The 17210-nt window shown below is 67.9% G+C and carries 15 protein-coding genes; 9 read left to right on the forward strand and 6 right to left on the reverse strand.

What is annotated here, in order from left to right:
• Positions 1 to 182: 182 nt before the first annotated feature.
• Entirely contained in the window at positions 183 to 554 is a 372-nt protein-coding gene (locus BIX52_RS10170) for an outer membrane protein assembly factor BamE (protein WP_205647796.1), read from the reverse strand.
• On the opposite strand from BIX52_RS10170, the gene BIX52_RS10175 reads away from it, so the two are divergent.
• The 6 genes from BIX52_RS10175 (at position 553) to BIX52_RS10200 (ending at position 5549) form a co-directional block, all read left to right on the forward strand.
• Positions 553 to 1233 carry a ubiquinol-cytochrome C chaperone family protein gene (locus BIX52_RS10175; RefSeq protein WP_083660158.1) on the forward strand — a complete coding sequence of 227 codons (681 nt, stop codon included), beginning with the start codon at positions 553 to 555 and terminating at the stop codon, positions 1231 to 1233. The two genes, BIX52_RS10170 and BIX52_RS10175, sit on opposite strands and share 2 nt — an antisense overlap.
• A complete protein-coding gene (locus BIX52_RS10180; RefSeq protein ID WP_075220957.1) occupies positions 1230 to 1742 on the forward strand; it encodes a YceD family protein in 513 nt (170 codons plus the stop codon). Before BIX52_RS10175 ends, BIX52_RS10180 begins: the two co-directional genes overlap by 4 nt.
• A 118-nt stretch (positions 1743 to 1860) precedes the next feature.
• The gene (plsX, locus tag BIX52_RS10185; RefSeq protein WP_075220958.1) at positions 1861 to 2910 is read left to right on the forward strand and encodes a phosphate acyltransferase PlsX; all 1050 of its coding nucleotides are present in this window, start codon (positions 1861 to 1863) and stop codon (positions 2908 to 2910) included.
• Positions 2911 to 2938: 28 nt separating this feature from the next.
• Entirely contained in the window at positions 2939 to 3931 is a 993-nt protein-coding gene (locus BIX52_RS10190) for a beta-ketoacyl-ACP synthase III (RefSeq protein WP_075220959.1), read from the forward strand.
• Between the two features lie 158 nt (positions 3932 to 4089).
• Complete coding sequence (locus BIX52_RS10195) at positions 4090 to 4389, forward strand: integration host factor subunit alpha (protein WP_075220960.1); 300 nt, start codon at positions 4090 to 4092, stop codon at positions 4387 to 4389.
• 512 nt (positions 4390 to 4901) lie between these two features.
• The gene (locus BIX52_RS10200; RefSeq protein WP_075220961.1) at positions 4902 to 5549 is read left to right on the forward strand and encodes a MerR family transcriptional regulator; all 648 of its coding nucleotides are present in this window, start codon (positions 4902 to 4904) and stop codon (positions 5547 to 5549) included.
• A gap of 251 nt (positions 5550 to 5800) precedes the next feature.
• Here the strand turns inward: BIX52_RS10200 and BIX52_RS10205 are convergent, their stop codons facing one another.
• Both BIX52_RS10205 and BIX52_RS10210 read right to left on the reverse strand, forming a co-directional pair.
• Entirely contained in the window at positions 5801 to 6358 is a 558-nt protein-coding gene (locus BIX52_RS10205) for a cell division protein ZapA (RefSeq protein WP_342743829.1), read from the reverse strand.
• Positions 6355 to 6630, reverse strand: coding sequence for a DUF4164 family protein (locus BIX52_RS10210; protein ID WP_208990394.1), 276 nt, complete (start codon positions 6628 to 6630; stop codon positions 6355 to 6357). The genes BIX52_RS10205 and BIX52_RS10210 overlap by 4 nt, the downstream gene beginning before the upstream one ends.
• A gap of 151 nt (positions 6631 to 6781) precedes the next feature.
• Here BIX52_RS10210 and tkt point away from each other — a divergent pair, with 151 nt between their 5' ends.
• Entirely contained in the window at positions 6782 to 8761 is a 1980-nt protein-coding gene (gene tkt / locus BIX52_RS10215; RefSeq protein WP_075220964.1) for a transketolase, read from the forward strand.
• A 79-nt stretch (positions 8762 to 8840) separates the two neighbouring features.
• Here the strand turns inward: tkt and leuD are convergent, their stop codons facing one another.
• From leuD to BIX52_RS10230, 3 genes are all read right to left on the reverse strand, one after another.
• Positions 8841 to 9446, reverse strand: a complete 606-nt coding sequence (gene leuD, locus BIX52_RS10220) for a 3-isopropylmalate dehydratase small subunit (RefSeq protein ID WP_075220965.1) — start codon at positions 9444 to 9446, stop codon at positions 8841 to 8843.
• A 12-nt stretch (positions 9447 to 9458) separates the two neighbouring features.
• Complete coding sequence (locus BIX52_RS10225; protein WP_075220966.1) at positions 9459 to 10106, reverse strand: hypothetical protein; 648 nt, start codon at positions 10104 to 10106, stop codon at positions 9459 to 9461.
• 73 nt (positions 10107 to 10179) lie between these two features.
• The gene (locus BIX52_RS10230; protein WP_075220967.1) at positions 10180 to 10749 is read right to left on the reverse strand and encodes a peroxidase-related enzyme; all 570 of its coding nucleotides are present in this window, start codon (positions 10747 to 10749) and stop codon (positions 10180 to 10182) included.
• An 88-nt stretch (positions 10750 to 10837) separates the two neighbouring features.
• Here BIX52_RS10230 and BIX52_RS10235 point away from each other — a divergent pair, with 88 nt between their 5' ends.
• Both BIX52_RS10235 and BIX52_RS10240 read left to right on the forward strand, forming a co-directional pair.
• The gene (locus BIX52_RS10235) at positions 10838 to 15694 is read left to right on the forward strand and encodes an NAD-glutamate dehydrogenase (protein WP_075220968.1); all 4857 of its coding nucleotides are present in this window, start codon (positions 10838 to 10840) and stop codon (positions 15692 to 15694) included.
• Between the two features lie 122 nt (positions 15695 to 15816).
• Positions 15817 to 16926, forward strand: a complete 1110-nt coding sequence (locus tag BIX52_RS10240) for a site-specific DNA-methyltransferase (protein ID WP_075220969.1) — start codon at positions 15817 to 15819, stop codon at positions 16924 to 16926.
• Positions 16927 to 17210 lie beyond the last annotated feature (284 nt).

Consider the following 17210-nt stretch of genomic DNA (forward strand, 5'->3'; position numbering starts at 1 on the left):
GCGTTACGGACGCTGCGAGCCTCGCGGTGTCCGTTATGCTTACAACAACGTGGGCCTAATCAGGTTCGTTCCCGCGACCGGCACGCGAATACGCTTCCGCACGCGGCGCGTCCCCGTCCACGCAGGGCGACGGGCGGCGCGGCCCGCGGAAGGGGCGACCGGTGACGCTGCCGGTTCAGGCGCTAGAGGCTCGGATTGGCGAGGCCGGCGAGAACCTGGGAGAGGAAGGCGAGGTCCTGGCCCGACGTGCGGGTCTTGCGCGACAAATAGTCGAACACCTTGCCGTCCTTGAGGCCATATTCGGCGACTTCGCGGACCCGCGAATTGTCGTCCAGATAGACGACGAGAATGCGCCGATCGCGCACGGCGGTTTTTTGGAAGGCGAAGTTTCGCCCCGCGGTCTGCGAGATGTAGTACAAGGCCTCTCCACCCGCGAGGCCGGTGGTGGTCGGCGTGCCGAGGGCGAGGAGGGCTTGCTCCTTGGAGGATCCCACAGGCACCTGCTCGAGCTGGTCCTGGGTGATTTTCTGGCCGCGGGTGAACTCTTCACCCATGGCGCAGGCCGATAAGGCAACACACATCGCAGCGACGGCGACGAGCGACTTCACCTCGAAACGCCGCGCACCCATCTTATCTGAGGCGCGTAAGGGGTTCTGTGCCATGCTTCGCTTCTTCTTCCGCAACAAGGCCGATCCTGCGGTGCGGCACCTCTATGAAGCGGCCGTCACGCAGGCGCGGTCGCCCGTCTTTTACACACATTATGGCGTTTCGGACACGCTCGACGGACGATTCGAGATGATCGTTCTCCACATCACCCCGTTTATCAACGCCATCCGCGGGGACAGCGGGATAGGGGTGGACGGCCAGGCCCTGTTCGATCATTTCCTGAGCGACATGGATCAGAACCTGCGCACGATCGGTGTGAGCGATATCGCCGTACCGAAGAAGATGAAGAAGATGGGCGCCGCATTCTACGGCCGGTATGAGGCCTATCTCGCTGCCTTGGGGGATCGCCGAGCGCTCGCCGCCGCGGCCGCCCGCAACGTTCTCGACACGCCGGACAGACTCGATTCGCCCGAAGCCTTCGCCCTGGCCGACTATTTCACCGCCCTCTGCGCGATGGCCCCGGACCACCTGACCGCGACGCCGCACTTCCCCGACCCGGCCGCCTTCGCGCCGATCGGCCGCACCGGTGCCGGAGCCGACACCCTCCAACGGGAGACCGTTCAATGACTGCCCGCCTGTCCCGCCCCGTCAACGTCAACCGGCTGGGGGAGGGGAAGACGCTGTCCATCGAGGCGAGCGCGGAGGAGTGCGCTGCCCTGGCCGAAGCGCTCGACATTCTCGCCATCGACAGCCTGACCGCCGAGGTGAGCGTCAAACCCTGGCGCGGCGACGGCGTGCGCGTGGAAGGCGTCGTCCGCGGCACCGTTTCCCAGGCCTGCGTCGTCACGCTGGAGCCTGTGCCCGGCGCGGTGGAGGAACGCTTCGAGCGCCGCCTTCACCCGGACGTGGTGGAGTCCGAAGACATCGTCGTCGACCCCGACCAGCCGGACCCGCCGGAGCGGATGGACACCCACGAGGTGGACGTCGGTGCCATCGCTCTGGAGCATTTCGCGCTGGGGCTCGACCCCTATCCGCGGGCACCCGGCGTGGAGTTCGAGGCCGTGGAAGAGGACACCGGCGAGGACGATCCGTCCCCCTTCGCCGCCCTCGCCGCGTTGAAGAACAAACCGTCGTGAGGATTTTTTCGAGGGGCCACTTCCCTCACGCGCCGCACCGCTTCAAAAGCGGCACGACGTATCTCAGAGGCACGCGCCGCCCCGATGGCGGCACAAGCAAGGCAGCGAACCAGATCCCATGACCACAGGCGAGATCCGATTGGCCATCGACGCCATGGGCGGAGACAAGGGGGCGTCCATGGTGATCCCCGGCCTCGCGGTCGCGCTGCTGCGCTGCCCGAACCTCGTGTTCGAGCTGTTCGGTGACCGCGCGGCGCTGGAAGCCGAAGTCGCCAAACACCCCACGCTGAAGGACCGCGTCACCATCCACCACACCGACGTTTCGGTGCCGATGGATGCCAAGCCGAGCCAGGCGCTGCGCATGGGTCGGCGCGTCTCGTCCATGTGGCAGGCGCTGGAGTCGGTGAAGTCCGGCACCTCTGCGGCCACCGTGTCGGCCGGCAATACCGGCGCGCTGATGGCGATGGCGAAGTTCTGCCTGCGCGGCATGCCGGGCGTCGACCGTCCGGCGCTGGCGGCGATCTGGCCGACGATCCGCGGCGAATCCATCGTCCTCGACGTCGGCGCCTCGATCGGCCACGACACCGACAATCTCGTCGCCCACGCGCTCCTGGGCGCGGCGATGTCGCGCGCCGTATTCGGCATCGACAAGCCGAAGGTGGGCCTCCTCAACGTGGGCGAGGAAGAGGTGAAGGGCCTGGAGGAGGTGCGCGAGGCGGGCGCCATCCTGCGCGCCGGAACCTTCCCCCACATGCGCTACGAAGGCTTCGTCGAGGGCGACGACATCGGCAAAGGCGCGGTGGACGTGGTGGTGGCCGAGGGTTTTTCCGGCAATATCGCGCTGAAGACGGCCGAGGGGACGGCGCGTCAGCTTGCCGAATATCTGCGCATGTCCATCGGGCGTACACTGCGGGCGCGAATTGGGTATGTGCTCGCAAAACCGGCATTTGCCCGATTGCGCGACAAGATGGACCCGCGCAAGATTAACGGTGCGGTGTTCCTGGGCCTGAACGGGCTCGTAATCAAAAGCCACGGCGGCACGGACGAGTATGGGTTTGCGAGCGCGGTTGAACTCGCGCACGACATGGTCCGCAACGACCTGCAAGCACGCATCACCTCGGACCTGGCCGCACTGACGGAGAGCAAAGAGCTTGCAAACGCGGGTTGACCAATACGCCGAAGGGGCTGCGCACCGGATGCAGAACGACACGCTCCGCCCGCCGGCGACCCGCATCGCCGGCGTCGGATCCGCGCTGCCTGCGCGCGTCCTCACCAACGCCGACCTCGCCGCCATGGTCGACACGTCGGACGAGTGGATCGTCTCGCGCACCGGGATCGAGGAGCGCCGCATCGCCGCGGACGGTGAATGCACCTCCGACCTCGCCGAGCGGGCCGCCCGCGCGGCGCTCGGCGATGCCGGGCTGACGCCGGACGACATCGACCTCATCGTGCTCGCCACCGCGACGCCGGACAACACCTTCCCCTCCACCGCGGTCTCCGTGCAGCACCGGCTCGGCATCACCCGCGGCGCCGCCTTCGACGTGGCCGCCGTGTGCTCCGGCTTCGTCTTCGCGATGACGACTGCGGACGCGCTGATCGCCCAAGGCCTCGCAAAGCGCGCCTTGGTGATCGGTGCCGAGACCTTCTCGCGGATCCTCGACTGGGAGGACCGCACCACATGCGTCCTGTTCGGGGACGGGGCGGGGGCCGTGGTTCTGGAAGCCGCGGAAGGCGCAGGGACCGACAAGCCGCGCGGACTGATCGCGGCGTGCCTGCGCTCGGACGGGGCGCACAAGGACAAGCTCTACGTCGACGGTGGGCCGTCCTCCACCCAAACGGTGGGCCATCTTCGGATGCGCGGCCAGGAGGTCTTCCGATTCGCCGTCTCCGCGACGGTGGACGTGGTGGAAGACGTCTTCGCCAAGGCGGAGATGAGCGCCGACGATATCGACTGGTTCGTTCCGCACCAGGCCAACAAGCGGATCATCGACTCCAGTGCCAAGAAGCTGGGCATCGCGCCGGAGAAGGTGATCTTGACCGTGCAGAAGCACGGCAACACCTCGGCCGCCTCCATCCCGCTGGCGCTGGCCGCCGCGGCCGAGGACGGGCGCATCAAGCGCGGCGACGTCGTGCTCCTGGAGGCGATGGGCGGCGGCTTCACCTGGGGTGCCGTTCTGGTCCGCTGGTAGAGCGGCTAACCCCCCGAGTCTCAAACTTTATGGCTGGGTCTGCGACAATCCGTTGACCGGGCGATAGAGAGCAATCTAGCTTACCTGTCTGTAACAAAGAGAGCGGTCAGCGGACCCGACTGGGCCGTCCGCCGCCGAAAAATTGTGATCGGGGAGCTATGGGACGCACGATTACCCGCGCGGACCTTGCCAATGCTGTGTGCAGCAAGGTGAACGTTTCGCGTGCAGAGGCGGCTGAGTTGATCGACCAGATCATCGAGGAAATCGTGTCGGCGCTGGAGCGCGGCGAGTCGGTGCGCATGTCGTCCTTCGGCGCCTTTGAGGTGCGCCAGAAGAAGGAACGCCTCGGCCGTAATCCTAAGACCGGCGAGGAGGTGCCGATCGAGCAACGCGCCGTCGTCACCTTCCGTCCGAGCGACGTCTTGAAGCGATATATTAACGAGCACGCCTCCAACTGAACTCTGGCGCCGCCTCTGACGGCTGCGGCCGAGGCGGGAGGCGCGCGATGTCAGACCTGATCCACGACGACGGGCCGCAGGGCGCCGACTTCTATCGCCGCTCGGCGCGTCCTCAGGCGGGGGCGCGCCCCATCGTGCCGCCAGGTCACAGGGCGACCCGCCCGGCGGCGCCCGATGCGGCCCCGCACGCCGCCGCGCCGCACGCAACGGCCGCGCAGGCCGCACCACCCCGGTTCAACCCACCGCAATCCACAGCGCAGCGCGCTGCCGCGCCGCCCTCCGGCGCGTCCCATTCCCATGTGCGCCGTTCGAGCGGAGCTCACGCCGCGCCGCCCCGGCCGGCAACTCATGCCTCCGCTGCCGAGGTGTCCGCTCGCGGGGCCGCTGCGGCGGCGCCCGGCGAACGGGTCCGGCGCGATCCGTCCACCCGGCCTACCGAGGAGCGCGACATCGCGGGGGCGTCGCCGGTGACGCACCGCAGCGCAAGTCCGCGCCCCGGGGCGCGCGCCGACATGGCCGCGGGCACGGTGGGGGCAGAGCGCATGCCGCCGCCGCAGCGCCGCGCGCCGTCTGCGGCCGGCTCCGGCGGCGCGCGACCTCCGTCGGGCGGCACCGCGCGTGAACAGGTGGAGCGGGCGGAGGCGGTCGCTGCGCCGGCCCGGTCGGCGCAGGCTGAAAAGGCAGACGCCCATGCCGCGGAGCGGGAGGCGGGCGAGGGGCGGGGGCTCGTCGACGCGGAGCGGCTTGCCGACGAGGTCGGCGTTCCCGCTTCGGTTCTGACCTATCTCGAAGCGCGCCTGCCGGGAGTCCACGCGATCGCCGAGGGGCGGCGCAGGCTCTACCGGCCCGCAGACGCCGCGCTCATCGCCGGATGCGCCGAGCTACTTTACGGCGAGGGCCGCTCTTTTCGCGAGGTGATGGGCTATCTGCGTGCGGGCAAGTCCAAGGCGATCGCACGGCGCGGCTGGGCGCTGCTGGGCGAGATCGAGACCGAGCCGGCGCCCGAGAGCGGCGCGCCGTCCCGCGCCATCCCCGCCGACGCGCTGGTCCAGCACCGCGGCCGCCCCGGCCCGACGACACCGCTGCGCCCAACCGAGGATCCCAGTGCGATCCTCGCCGACCTGATCGAATGCGTGCGGCTCCTGGAAGCCGCCCGCTGACGCCAGCCGCGCCGCCCGTGTCGCGCGGCGCCCATGTCGCGGGCTGGCTGTGTCGCGCGCTGGCCACGTCGCTCGCCGCTAGAGGGGGCGGTCCCGCGGGTGATCCGCCGCGCGGGCACGTAGTGTTAGGGCCGTGATGGAACCGCCATTCGCGCTGGCTCCGCGGTGGGTTTCCTGCGCCCGCCGCGCCGCGATGTCGGCAGTGTCTGGCAACCGGCGCCCCGCCTTTGCGGCAGAGGCCTCAACCGGCCTCAGCGGCGGCGGGCGAAGCCGGGGACGGTGCCGGGGCCGTCGGGCCCCTCTTCGCCGGGACGGCGGTTGAGGGCGCCGCTCTGCGCCGGAGGGGTCTCGGCGGCGCGATCGTCCATCGGCGGGGCGGCGGGGGTGTGGCGCTGCGCCGCGCTGAAGCTTGCCCCCTCCGGCTCGCCGCCGTCCGACTGGGCGGTGCGCACCTGTGCGTTGATTTCACTCGTCAGCCGCTCGATCGCCGCGGTCGCCGCGTCGATCCGCGCGATCAGCGGCTCGTCGTCCGCCTCCGCCGCCAGCGCCGCCCGCTCGCGCGCGCGCTCGAGGCGGGCGTTCTGCTCCGTCAGCTCGGCCACGCGCGATTCGGCGATGTCGAGCCGGTCCAGCACCGTCAGCGCCGCCATCACCGCGATTCGCCGGTCGCCGATCTCACCGATTCGGCCCTTCAGCGTGCGAATCGTCTTGTCGAGCTCGCGCGCCAGCGCCTCGACCCGCTGCTCCTCGCCGGGGTCGCACGACATGCGATAGGTGTGGCCGTCGATCTCGACGCGAACCTGGCTCAGCTCCGGCCCTCCTCGTCGCCGGGTGCCGCGCCGGGCGGGGACAGTCGGCGCACCCGCTCCATGATCTTCACGAGCCGCCCCGCCACGTCCTGATTGGCCAAACGCAGCCGTTCCGCCCGCGCTTCTGCGTCGTCGAGCTTGGCCGCGAGCTGCGCGCGGTCCCGCTCCAGGCGCACGTTGTCGTCCCTCAGAGCGTTGACGGTTCCGGCCGCATCCGTCTTCAGCGCGGCCGCCGCTTCCAGGCGCACGAGCGCCGCCTCGAGGCGGGCCAAAGCCTGACTGGTTCGTAGTCCAGCGATGTTCCCGTCCTCCTGCATCTCAGGACAAATTGATTTATTTGGCGATGGGTTTTGCGCCGAACCCAACTCGTGCGCTATGTGGGCGCCCCAAACAACAAAAACCCAAGCCCTTCGAGTGTCTCTGATGGTGGATGTGGACAAGCTCAAACCGATGGCAAACGCACTGCGTATGCTGTCCATCGACGCGGTCGAAGCCGCCAAATCGGGACATCCCGGCCTGCCCATGGGGGCCGCCGACCTGGTGACGGCCCTGTTCTCTCGGCATATCCGCATCGACCCGGCCGATCCCGACTGGGCCAACCGCGACCGCTTCGTGTTGTCGGCGGGTCACGGCTCGATGCTGCTCTATTCGCTCTATCACCTTCTCGGGTACGAAGATTTCCCGATCGAGGAGTTGAAGCGGTTCCGCCAGCTCGGCGCGAAGACCGCGGGCCATCCCGAATATGGCCACGGCAAAGGCATCGAGACGACGACCGGTCCGCTCGGCCAGGGGCTGGCGACGGCGGTCGGCATGGCGCTCGGCGAACGGCTGTTGAACGCGCAGTTCGGCGACGAGATCGTCGACCACCGCACCTTCGTGCTCGCCTCCGACGGCGATCTGATGGAAGGCATCAGCCACGAGGCGATCGCCCTCGCCGGGCACATGCGCCTGAAGAAGCTCACCGTCATCTACGACGACAACGAGATTTCGATCGACGGGCCGACTTCCATCGCGGAGACCGGCGACGTCATCCGCCGCTTCGAGGCCGCCGGCTGGCGCGCCGAGCGGATCGACGGGCACGACTTCAACGCCATCGACGCCGCGTTGACCCGCGCGGCCCAGGCCGACAAGCCGACCTTGATCGCCGCGCGCACGGTCATCGGCTACGGCTCGCCCAACAAGGCGGGCACGGCCGGCGTCCACGGCTCACCGCTCGGCACGGCTGAGGCGGCCGCGACGCGCTCGCAGCTCGGCTGGACCGCGGGCCCGTTCGAGGTGCCGGAGGACGTGCGCGACAACTGGCGCATCACCGGGCTGAAGTCGGCCCAGGCGCACCGCGAGTGGCGCACCCGCTACGACGCGATGGACGCCGAGGCGCGGGCCGAGTTCGACCGACGTCTGCGCGGCGACATGCCGTCCGAGTTCGCCCCGGCGATGGTGCGGCTGCGCACCCAGCTCCTCAGCGAGAAGCCGGCGATGGCGACGCGCAAAGCCTCCGAGCGGGCGCTCAACACGGTGAATGCGGTGCTGCCGGAGACGGTGGGCGGTTCGGCCGACCTCACCGGCTCCAACAACACCAAGACCGACCACGTGGCGCCGATCGCGCCGGGCGACTTCGCCGGCCGTTACGTCCACTGGGGCGTGCGCGAGCACGGCATGGCGGCGGCCATGAACGGTCTGGCGCTGCACGGCGGGCTGCTTCCCTATGGCGGCACCTTCCTGTGCTTCTCTGACTATTCGCGTCCGGCGATCCGGCTGGCGGCGCTGATGGGGATCCGCGTCGTCCACGTGATGACGCACGATTCCATCGGTCTGGGCGAAGACGGGCCGACGCACCAGCCGGTGGAGCACCTGGCGGCGCTTCGCGCGATCCCGAACCTTCTCGTCCTGCGTCCGGCGGACGCGGTGGAGACGGCGGAGGCGTGGGAGATCGCGTGCGAATATCAGGGGCCGTCGGTGCTCGTCCTGACGCGCCAGAACCTGCCGGTCCTGTCGCCCGGTCCGGCGACGCAGAACCGCTCGCGCCGCGGCGCCTACAAGGTGGTGACGGCGCCGAAGGCCGAGGTCACGCTCTACGCCAGCGGGTCGGAGCTCGAGATCGCGGTCGAGGCGGGGCGGATGCTGTCGGGCGAGGGCATCGCCGCGGACGTGGTCAGCGTGCCGTGCTTCGAGCTCTTCTTCGAGCAGGACGAGGAATATATCGACTCGATCATCGGCGGTGCCACGGCCAAGGTCGCGGTCGAGGCGGCGATCCGTCAGGGCTGGGACGCCTTCGTGGGGCGCAAGGGCGGCTTCGTGGGCATGACCGGCTTCGGCGCGTCGGGCCCCTACAAGGAGCTTTACGAGCACTTCGGCATCACCGCGAAGGCGGTGGCGGACGAGGCCAAGGCCCTGCTGGGCTGAGAATGGCGGCGGGGGTGACCCCGCTCCACCTACAGAAAAAGGCGCCCGGTGGGCGCCTTTTTTCGTCGTACAGGAGGGATCAGATCCAGGGGCGGGCTTCGGCGACCCTGCCTTCGTGGGCCGACACGCTGGACGCCTTCTGAAGCGTCAGGCCGATCTCGTCGAGGCCTTCGACGAGCATGTGCTTCAGGCCCTGGTCGATGTCGAAATGGATCGGCTCGCCGTCGGCGCCCGAAACGGTCTGGTTGGGCAGGTCCACCGTCAGCGTCGCGTTGGCGCCGCGCTCGGCATGGGCCATCAGCCGCTCCAGCTCCTCCGGCGTGACCTTCACCGGCAGAAGGCCGTTCTTGAAGCAGTTCTGGTAGAAGATGTCGGCGAAGCTGGTCGAGATGACGCAGCGGATGCCCCGGTCGATCAGCGCCCAGGGGGCGTGCTCGCGCGAGGAGCCGCAGCCGAAATTGTCACCGGCGACGAGAATTTCGGCCGCCTGATATTGCGGCTTGTTCAGCGGGAAGTTGGGGTCCGGATTGCCGTCTTTGTCGCGGCTGATCTCGGCGAAGAGGCCCTTGCCGAGGCCGGTGCGCTTGATCGTCTTCAGGTAGTTCTTCGGGATGATCATGTCGGTGTCGACGTTGATCATCGGCAGGGGCGCGGCGACCGCCTCCAGCGTGGTGAAAGGCTGCATGCCTTCGTCTCCCTAGTTCTGGGCGCCGGTGGCCGGGGAGACGCCGCCGGGAGCATCCATCGGATCGACCGCGGCGGGGGTATCCTCCGATCCGCCGAGCGCCGATTGCAGCTCGTTCAGATCGCTCTGAAGGCGCGACCTGAGGAGGTTGATCTGGTCGAGGGACAGGGAAGCTTCGTCGAGCTGGTCGCCGGCGGCATCGAGGCTGTCGCTGAACAGGGTCACCACCTCAGATGACGCACCGTCTTCACCGGCTTGAGGTGCCACAACCTGGCCGAGCCCGTCCAGCGCCAATCGCATGGAATTGACGACACGGGTCAGGCTGGTGATCGCCTCCGCGTTGAGGAGCGCCATCTCGGCCGCCCCTTGCGCCACCGCGGCTGTGACCGGCGGCGTGGCATCGGCGTCGGCCGCGGCGGTCGACGCGCGTGAGGTGGTGCCGTCCGCCATGCCCGCCTTGCCGACCAAGATCGGCGAAGCGGTCATCAGCCCGCCGAAGAGGAGCGCCACGATGACGCCCCCCGTCATGCCGCGCAGGATGCCGATGACGAGGCCGCCCAGGATAATCGCGCAGCCCGCGAGGACCGGGATGAAGAGGTCGGGGTCCTCCGACAGGACGTTTTCGATGAGCTGCTGGATGTCCACCAGGCCGTCTCCCATACGACGTTAACTTTAGTGCCGAACTGGCAATGGTGCCGATGATATCAGATGCACCATTGCAGTGGGCCGGGTCTTAGCGCGCCATCCCATAATATTCGTCGTTCGGGCGCATCTTGGTTGCCGAGGCGACGCGGTTCGTCATGTTGAAGAAGGCGGCGACGCTGGCGATGTCCCAGATCGCGCGGTCGGTGAAGCCGGCATCGTGCAGCGGACGGTTGTCGGCCTCGGTGATCTCCGAGGGCGTGAGGGTGAGTTTCCAGACATAGGCGCACATGGCGTGCTGGCGCTCGTCCAGCGCGGCGTAGCGCCAGTTGGCGACCAGCGTCTCGCCCAGCTTGGGATCGCCGGACAGTTCGCGCACGGCGGCCCCGTGGGCGACCAGGCAATAGTGGCAGCGGTTGGCCGAGGAGACGACGACCGCGATCATCTCGCGCTCCAGCTTCGAGAGGTCGGAGGCCCCCAGCATCAAGTCGTTGTACATGTCGGTGAAGGCGCGCAGCTTCTTCTCGTCGAAGGCGTAGGCGACGAGCACATTGGGAATCAGCCCCAACTTTTCCTGGCATTTGTCGAAGTAGGCGCGGGTTTCGGGCGACAGCTCGGGGGTGGGCAGATCGAGCGATATCACGGGTTCGTCATGGGCCATCTTTAGGTGCTCCTCGGGGTTCTGCAGTTTCTTGGGGACTGGACAGGCACGGTCCGGCTGTCAATGTGCCCCTTCAGGAGGAGCGAGCATGCTTGAAGACGAACAAGAGACCAAGGACGGCAAGCTCAGCGCGCTCGCCGAGACGGTCCGGGACGAAGGCGGCGACGTTGGGTTCGCGACCTTTGCCGAGCTTCTGTTTCGCCACGCCGCGGCGGAAGATCTGACACGGTACGACGTGGACGGGCTGATGCGCGTTGCGAGCGCGGCCTGGGAGTCGCTGCAGAGCCGCACACCCGGTCAGCCGCACGTCAGGGTGTTGGCGCCGGATGTGGTCGCGGTGACCGAGGAGGACACCCACCACTCGATCTCGACCATCGAGGCGATCAACGACGACAAGCCGTTCCTTTTCGGCTCGCTGAAGAACGAGCTGCACGCACAGAACCTGGAGCTGAGCCTCGTCGTTCATCCCATTCTGGCGGTGGAGCGCAACGCGGCCGGGACGCTGATCGGCTTCCACGGCGAAGCGCGGCCCGGCGACGGCTACGCGCACGAGAGCTTCGTTCACATCCACGTCGAGCCGATCGACGATGCGGAGCAGCGCGAGACGCTGCGCCAGTCGCTGCTGGCCGTCCTGAACGACGTCAACGCCGCAGTGGGCGATTGGCCGAAGATGCGCTCCATCTTGCGCGAGGCGATCGAACGTTATCGCCACCAGCCGCCCCCGGTCGAGAAAGAGGTGCTCACCGAGGCGATCGCCTTCCTGGAGCGGGCCGAGCGGAGCGATTTCATCCTCACCGGCATGCGCGAATATGTGCTGGACGGATCGCCCGACGACGGCGAGCTCGTCGCGTCCGAGATGGGCGGGCTCGGCATCCTGCGCGACCCGGACATCAAGGTGCTGCGCCGCGGCTCGGAGCTGGTGACGCTGACGCCGGAGGTGCGCGAGTTCCTGAAGAGCCCGGAGCCGGTCTTCATCGCGAAGGCGAACGTGAAGAGCCGCGTCCACCGGGTCACGCAGCTCGATTATATCGGCGTGAAGCGGTACGAAAACGGCGTGTTGAAGGGCGAGCTTCGGATCGTCGGCCTGTTCACGTCGTCCGCCTACACCCAGTCGGTGTTCGATATTCCGATGCTGCGGCGCAAGGCCAACAACGCCCTGCGCACCCTCGGATTCGATCCCGAGAGCCATTCCGGCAACGCGCTGCGCAACATTCTGGAGACCTACCCGCGCGACGAGCTGTTCCAGATCTCCGAGGATCTTCTGGCGCGCTATCTCCTCGCCATCCTGCAGCTTTCGGAGCGTCCGCGGGTCCGCATCCTGCCGCGCATCGACCCGTTCGACCGCTTCGTGTCGCTGCTGATCTACGTGCCGCGCGACCGCTTCTCGACGCAGATCCGCGAGCGGATCGAGGCGATGATGGCCGAGGTCTATGACGGCCACGTGTCGGCCCGCTACATCGCCATGCCGGAAGGGGTGTTGAACCGCCTGCACCTCATCATCGGCCGGCGCGAGCGCGAGACGCCGCGGCCCGACCCGCGCGAGCTGGAAGACCGCGTGGCGGCGATGATCCGCACCTGGTCCGACGAACTGCTGCGCGCGGCTGCGGCGGCGCCCAAGCTGAAGCTCGACCGGTTCAAGATCAACCGCTGGTCGGACAGCTTCACCGAGTCCTATCGAGCCACCTATTCGGCCGAGCGCGCGGTGCGCGACATCACCATTTTGGAGCGCATCAGCGACGAGACGCCGACCGCGATCCTGTTCTTCCGCCGCGATCCGGCCGATCCGACCGACCGCGTGTCGCTCAAGATCTACCACAAGGATGCGCCGATTTTGCTCTCGGCGCGCGTGCCGATTTTGGAGAATATGGGCTTCATCGTCGTCAACGAACGCACCTTCCGCGTGGCGGTGCCGGAGACGGACGAGGGGATCTACATCCACGACATGACGCTGGCCGTGGCGTCCGGGCGCGAGCTCGACATCACCGCTAACGCCGAGAAGCTTCAGGCACTCTTCATCGCCGTGTGGGAGGGGGCGGCGGAGAGCGACGGCTACAACGCGCTGCTCCTCAATGCCGGGCTCGGCTGGCGGGATATCGCGATCCTGCGTGCCATTTCGCGCTATCTGCGCCAGCTCGGCCTTGCCTACGGGCAGGAGCTGATGGCCTCGACGCTGAACAAATATCCCGAGCTCGCCGCGGCGCTGATCCAGTTCTTCCGCGCCCGCTTCGACCCGTCCCTGTCGGACGATACGCGGCACGAGGCGGAGATGGAGATCGCCGGCGGCTTCGAGGAGCTGTGCAACGATATCGAGAGCCTGGCCGACGACACGATCATCCACCGCTTCATCAATTTCATGGAAGCGACGCTGCGCACCAACCTCTTCCAGCACGAGGATGACGGAGAGCTGGCGCGCACCTTCGCGTTCAAATTGGACCCGCATCAGATCACCGGAATGCCCCGTCCGGCCCCCTTCCGCGAGATCTGGGTCTACTCGCCGCGGGTGGAGGGTGTGCACCTGCGCTTCGGAGCGGTGGCACGCGGCGGCCTGCGCTGGTCGGACCGGCCGCAGGACTTCCGCACCGAGGTTCTCGGCCTCGTGAAGGCGCAGCAGGTGAAGAACGCTGTCATCGTGCCGGTCGGCGCGAAGGGCGGGTTCTTCCCCAAGCGCCTGCCGGACAGGACCCAGCGCGACGCCTGGTTCGAGGAGGGGCGCGAGAGCTACAAGGTGTTCGTCGACACGCTTCTCGACATCACCGACGACATCGACGGCGAGGCGATCATCCCGCCCGACGAGGTGGTGCGGCACGACGGCGACGACCCCTATCTCGTCGTCGCGGCGGACAAGGGCACGGCCACCTTCTCCGATACCGCCAACGCCATCTCCGAAGCGCACGGCTTCTGGCTGGACGATGCCTTCGCGTCCGGCGGCAGCCAGGGTTACGACCACAAGGTCATGGGCATCACCGCGCGCGGTGCGTGGGAGGCGGTGAAGCGCCACTTCCGCGAGATGAACCACGACACTCAGGTGAAGCCCTTCACCGCGGTCGGCGTCGGCGACATGTCGGGCGACGTGTTCGGCAACGGGATGCTGCTGTCGAAGGCGACCAAGCTCGTCGCCGCGTTCGACCACCGCGACATCTTCGTCGACCCGAACCCGGACCCGGCGACCTCGTGGGCGGAGCGCAAGCGGCTGTTCGACCTGCCGCGCTCGTCCTGGCAGGACTATGACCGCGCGGCGCTGTCCCAGGGCGGCGGCATCTTTTCGCGCGCGGCGAAGTCGATCGACCTGTCGCCCGAAGCGCGGGTGGCGCTCGACATCGGCCGCGGCCCCGTGACGCCGACCGATCTGATGAGCGCGATCCTGAAGGCGCCGGCGGACCTTCTGTGGTTCGGCGGCATCGGCACCTATGTGCGCGGTCCCCAGGAAACGAACCTCGACATCGGGGATCGCGCCAACGACGCCATCCGCGTGGCGGCCGGCGATCTTCGCGTGAAGGTTGTGGGCGAGGGCGCCAACCTCGGCGTCAGCCACAAGGGACGCATCGCCTTCGCGCTCAAAGGCGGGCGCATCAATTCGGACGCGATCGACAACTCCGCCGGCGTGAACACCTCGGACGTGGAGGTGAACATCAAGATCGCGCTGGCCGACGCCATGCGCCGCGGCCGCCTCTCGCGCGAGGAGCGCAACACGCTGCTCGCCCAGATGACGGAGGAGGTTGGCGACCTCGTCCTGCGCAACAACTACCTGCAGACGCTGGCGATCTCACTCTCCAAGCGGCAGGGCACCCACAATGCCGGGCTGCAGCGCCGTCTGATGGAGGTGCTGGAGCCGCGCGGGCTTGACCGCGAGATCGAGGACCTGCCGTCCAACACGGCGCTGGAGGAGCGCGTCGCCGGCGGCGAGGGGCTGACCCGGCCCGAGATCGGCGTCCTCCTGGCCTACGCCAAGATCGTCCTCTTCGACGACATCCTGCAGTCTGACGTGCCGGACGACGCCTACCTCTCCAAGGAGCTGGAGCGTTATTTCCCGGTCGAGATGCAGGAGAAGTTCGACGAGGAGATCCAGGCGCACAGGCTGCGGCGCGAGATCATCTCCACCATGCTCGCCAACTCGATGATCAACCGCGGCGGGCCGACCTTCATCGTGCGCATCGGCGATCAGACCGGCGCGCCAGTGTCGGAGATCGCCCGCGGATTTGCCGCGGCCCGCGATTCGTTCAACCTGCCCGCTCTCTACGCGGAGGTCGATTCGCTGGACAACGCGCTCGATGGGGCGCTCCAACTCCGGCTCTATTCGGAGATCCGCGCGCTGCTGATCGACGCGACCATCTGGTTCGTGCGCAACGAGACGTTCGACGAGGGCCTTCAGGCCGTGGTCGAGCGGTTCAAGAGCGGCATCGGCCAATTGCGTGATTCGTTCGAGCAGATCCTGCCGGAGTCCGATGCCGAGGAGCTGGCCCATCAGACCTCGCTGTTGACCGACGACGGTGTGCCGGCGGCGCTGGCGCCCCGGTTCGCGCGTCTTCCGCTGGCCGCCTCCGCGCTCGACGTTGTGGTGGTGGCTGACGCGTGTGCGGTGTCGCTGCGTGAGGCGGGTGAGGTCTTCTTCGCCCTCAACGACCGCTTCCGCATCATGAGCCTGGACGAAACCGCCCGCGCGATCCCGATCAGCGACTACTATGACGGTCTCGCCCTCGACCGCGCGCGCCGCACGCTGGCCGACGCCCACCGGCGCCTCGCCATCGACGTGCTGCGCTCCAGCGACGGGGTGGAAGGCGGCCTTGCGCGGGTGGATGCATGGATCGAGGCGCGCGGCGCCACGGTGGCACGCACCCAGCGGTCCATTCAGGAGATCGTCAGCGGCGGGCGGGTGTCCATCTCGCGGCTCGCCGTTGCATCCGGGCTGTTGGCCGACCTGTCCGGCGCCGTCTCCCAGGCGGCGTGACGAGGCTTGCGGCTTGAAAACACGAAGAAAGGTTAACTGAAGGAGCCGCGCAGGCTTAACCAGACCTTCACGCATTCGGCTTAGATCATGAGATGCCATTTGCGTGAGGGTAATGCGTCGCAATGAGCGGACACCGGGTCGAGGCGCCAAAAGCGTCTCGACCGCCCCTTCTTGATACGGTTCTCGTGGGCGATTGCTTGGAGGCACTCGCGCGGTTGACCCCTGGGTCGATCGACGTTGCCTTCGCCGATCCCCCCTATAACCTTCAACTGTCGGACCAGCTCCTGCGTCCGAACCAGACGCGCGTCGACGGTGTCGACGACGCCTGGGACCAGTTTGCCAGCTTCAAAGCCTATGACGACTTCACGCGGGCCTGGCTCGCGGGGGTGCGCCGCGCTCTGAAGCCGAATGGCACGCTGTGGGTCATCGGCAGTTATCACAACATCTTCCGCGTCGGCACGGCGTTGCAGGACGAGGGATTCTGGATCCTGAACGACGTCGTCTGGGTGAAGACGAATCCGATGCCGAACTTCCGCGGCAGGCGATTCTGCAACGCCCACGAGACGCTGATCTGGTCCGTAGCCGATGCGAACCGCACGGATTATACGTTCAACTACAAGAGCCTGAAGGCGTTCAACGACGACCTTCAGATGCGCTCGGACTGGACGCTGCCGATCTGCACCGGGGCCGAGCGGCTGCGCGGTGAGGACGGCGCCAAGGCCCACCCGACGCAAAAGCCGGAAGCGCTGCTGAATCGGATCCTTCTGGCGTCCACCAAGCCCGGCGACGTGGTGCTGGACCCCTTCTTCGGCACCGGCACCACCGGCGCCGTCGCCAAGCGGCTGGGGCGCCACTACATCGGCATCGAGCAGGACCCGACCTACGCGAAGATCGCCAAGGAGCGCATCTCCGCGGTGGTGCAGCATCACGACCTCGACCAGGTGGGCGCCGAGGGGAAGCCGAAGCGCATCCCCTTCGGGCTCTTGGTGGAGGCCGGGCGCGTGCAGGTGGGCGACGTTCTCATCGGCGGGCGCGGCGGGCCGCGCGCCCAGGTGCGCGTCGACGGGTCGATCCGCTCCGGCGACTACGAGGGGTCGATCCACAAAGTCGGCGCCGCTGTGCGCAACCTGTCGAGCTGCAACGGCTGGACCTATTGGCACGTGGAGGCCAACGAGGGTCTGGTGCCGCTGGACGCGCTCCGGACGGAGTTGCGGCGCGAGTTGCGTCTCTAGAGGGCGAGTCCGTTTCGCCCATCCTGGCGGAAGCGCCTCAGCGAGGGCGTTCCCCCCTCGCGCTCCCCCTGAAGTCGGCTTCTGCCGACTTCAGCATCCATGACGCCCAACTGCGCAACAGCGCAGTTGGGTCTCGCCAGCGGGCAGGGTTCCATGCGAAGGGCATGGAACCGATCGGCAGGCTATGTCGGACCCCGGCGGCGTCAAGCGTCCGTGCTCCCCATGCTCGCCCGCCCCCCGAGAGGGCGGCCTGCGCGTGGGTCCGCGCGGACACTTGACCCCGC

The sequence above is a fragment of the Acuticoccus yangtzensis genome (assembly GCF_001927245.1).
Taxonomy (GTDB): Bacteria; Pseudomonadota; Alphaproteobacteria; order Rhizobiales; family Amorphaceae; genus Acuticoccus; species Acuticoccus yangtzensis.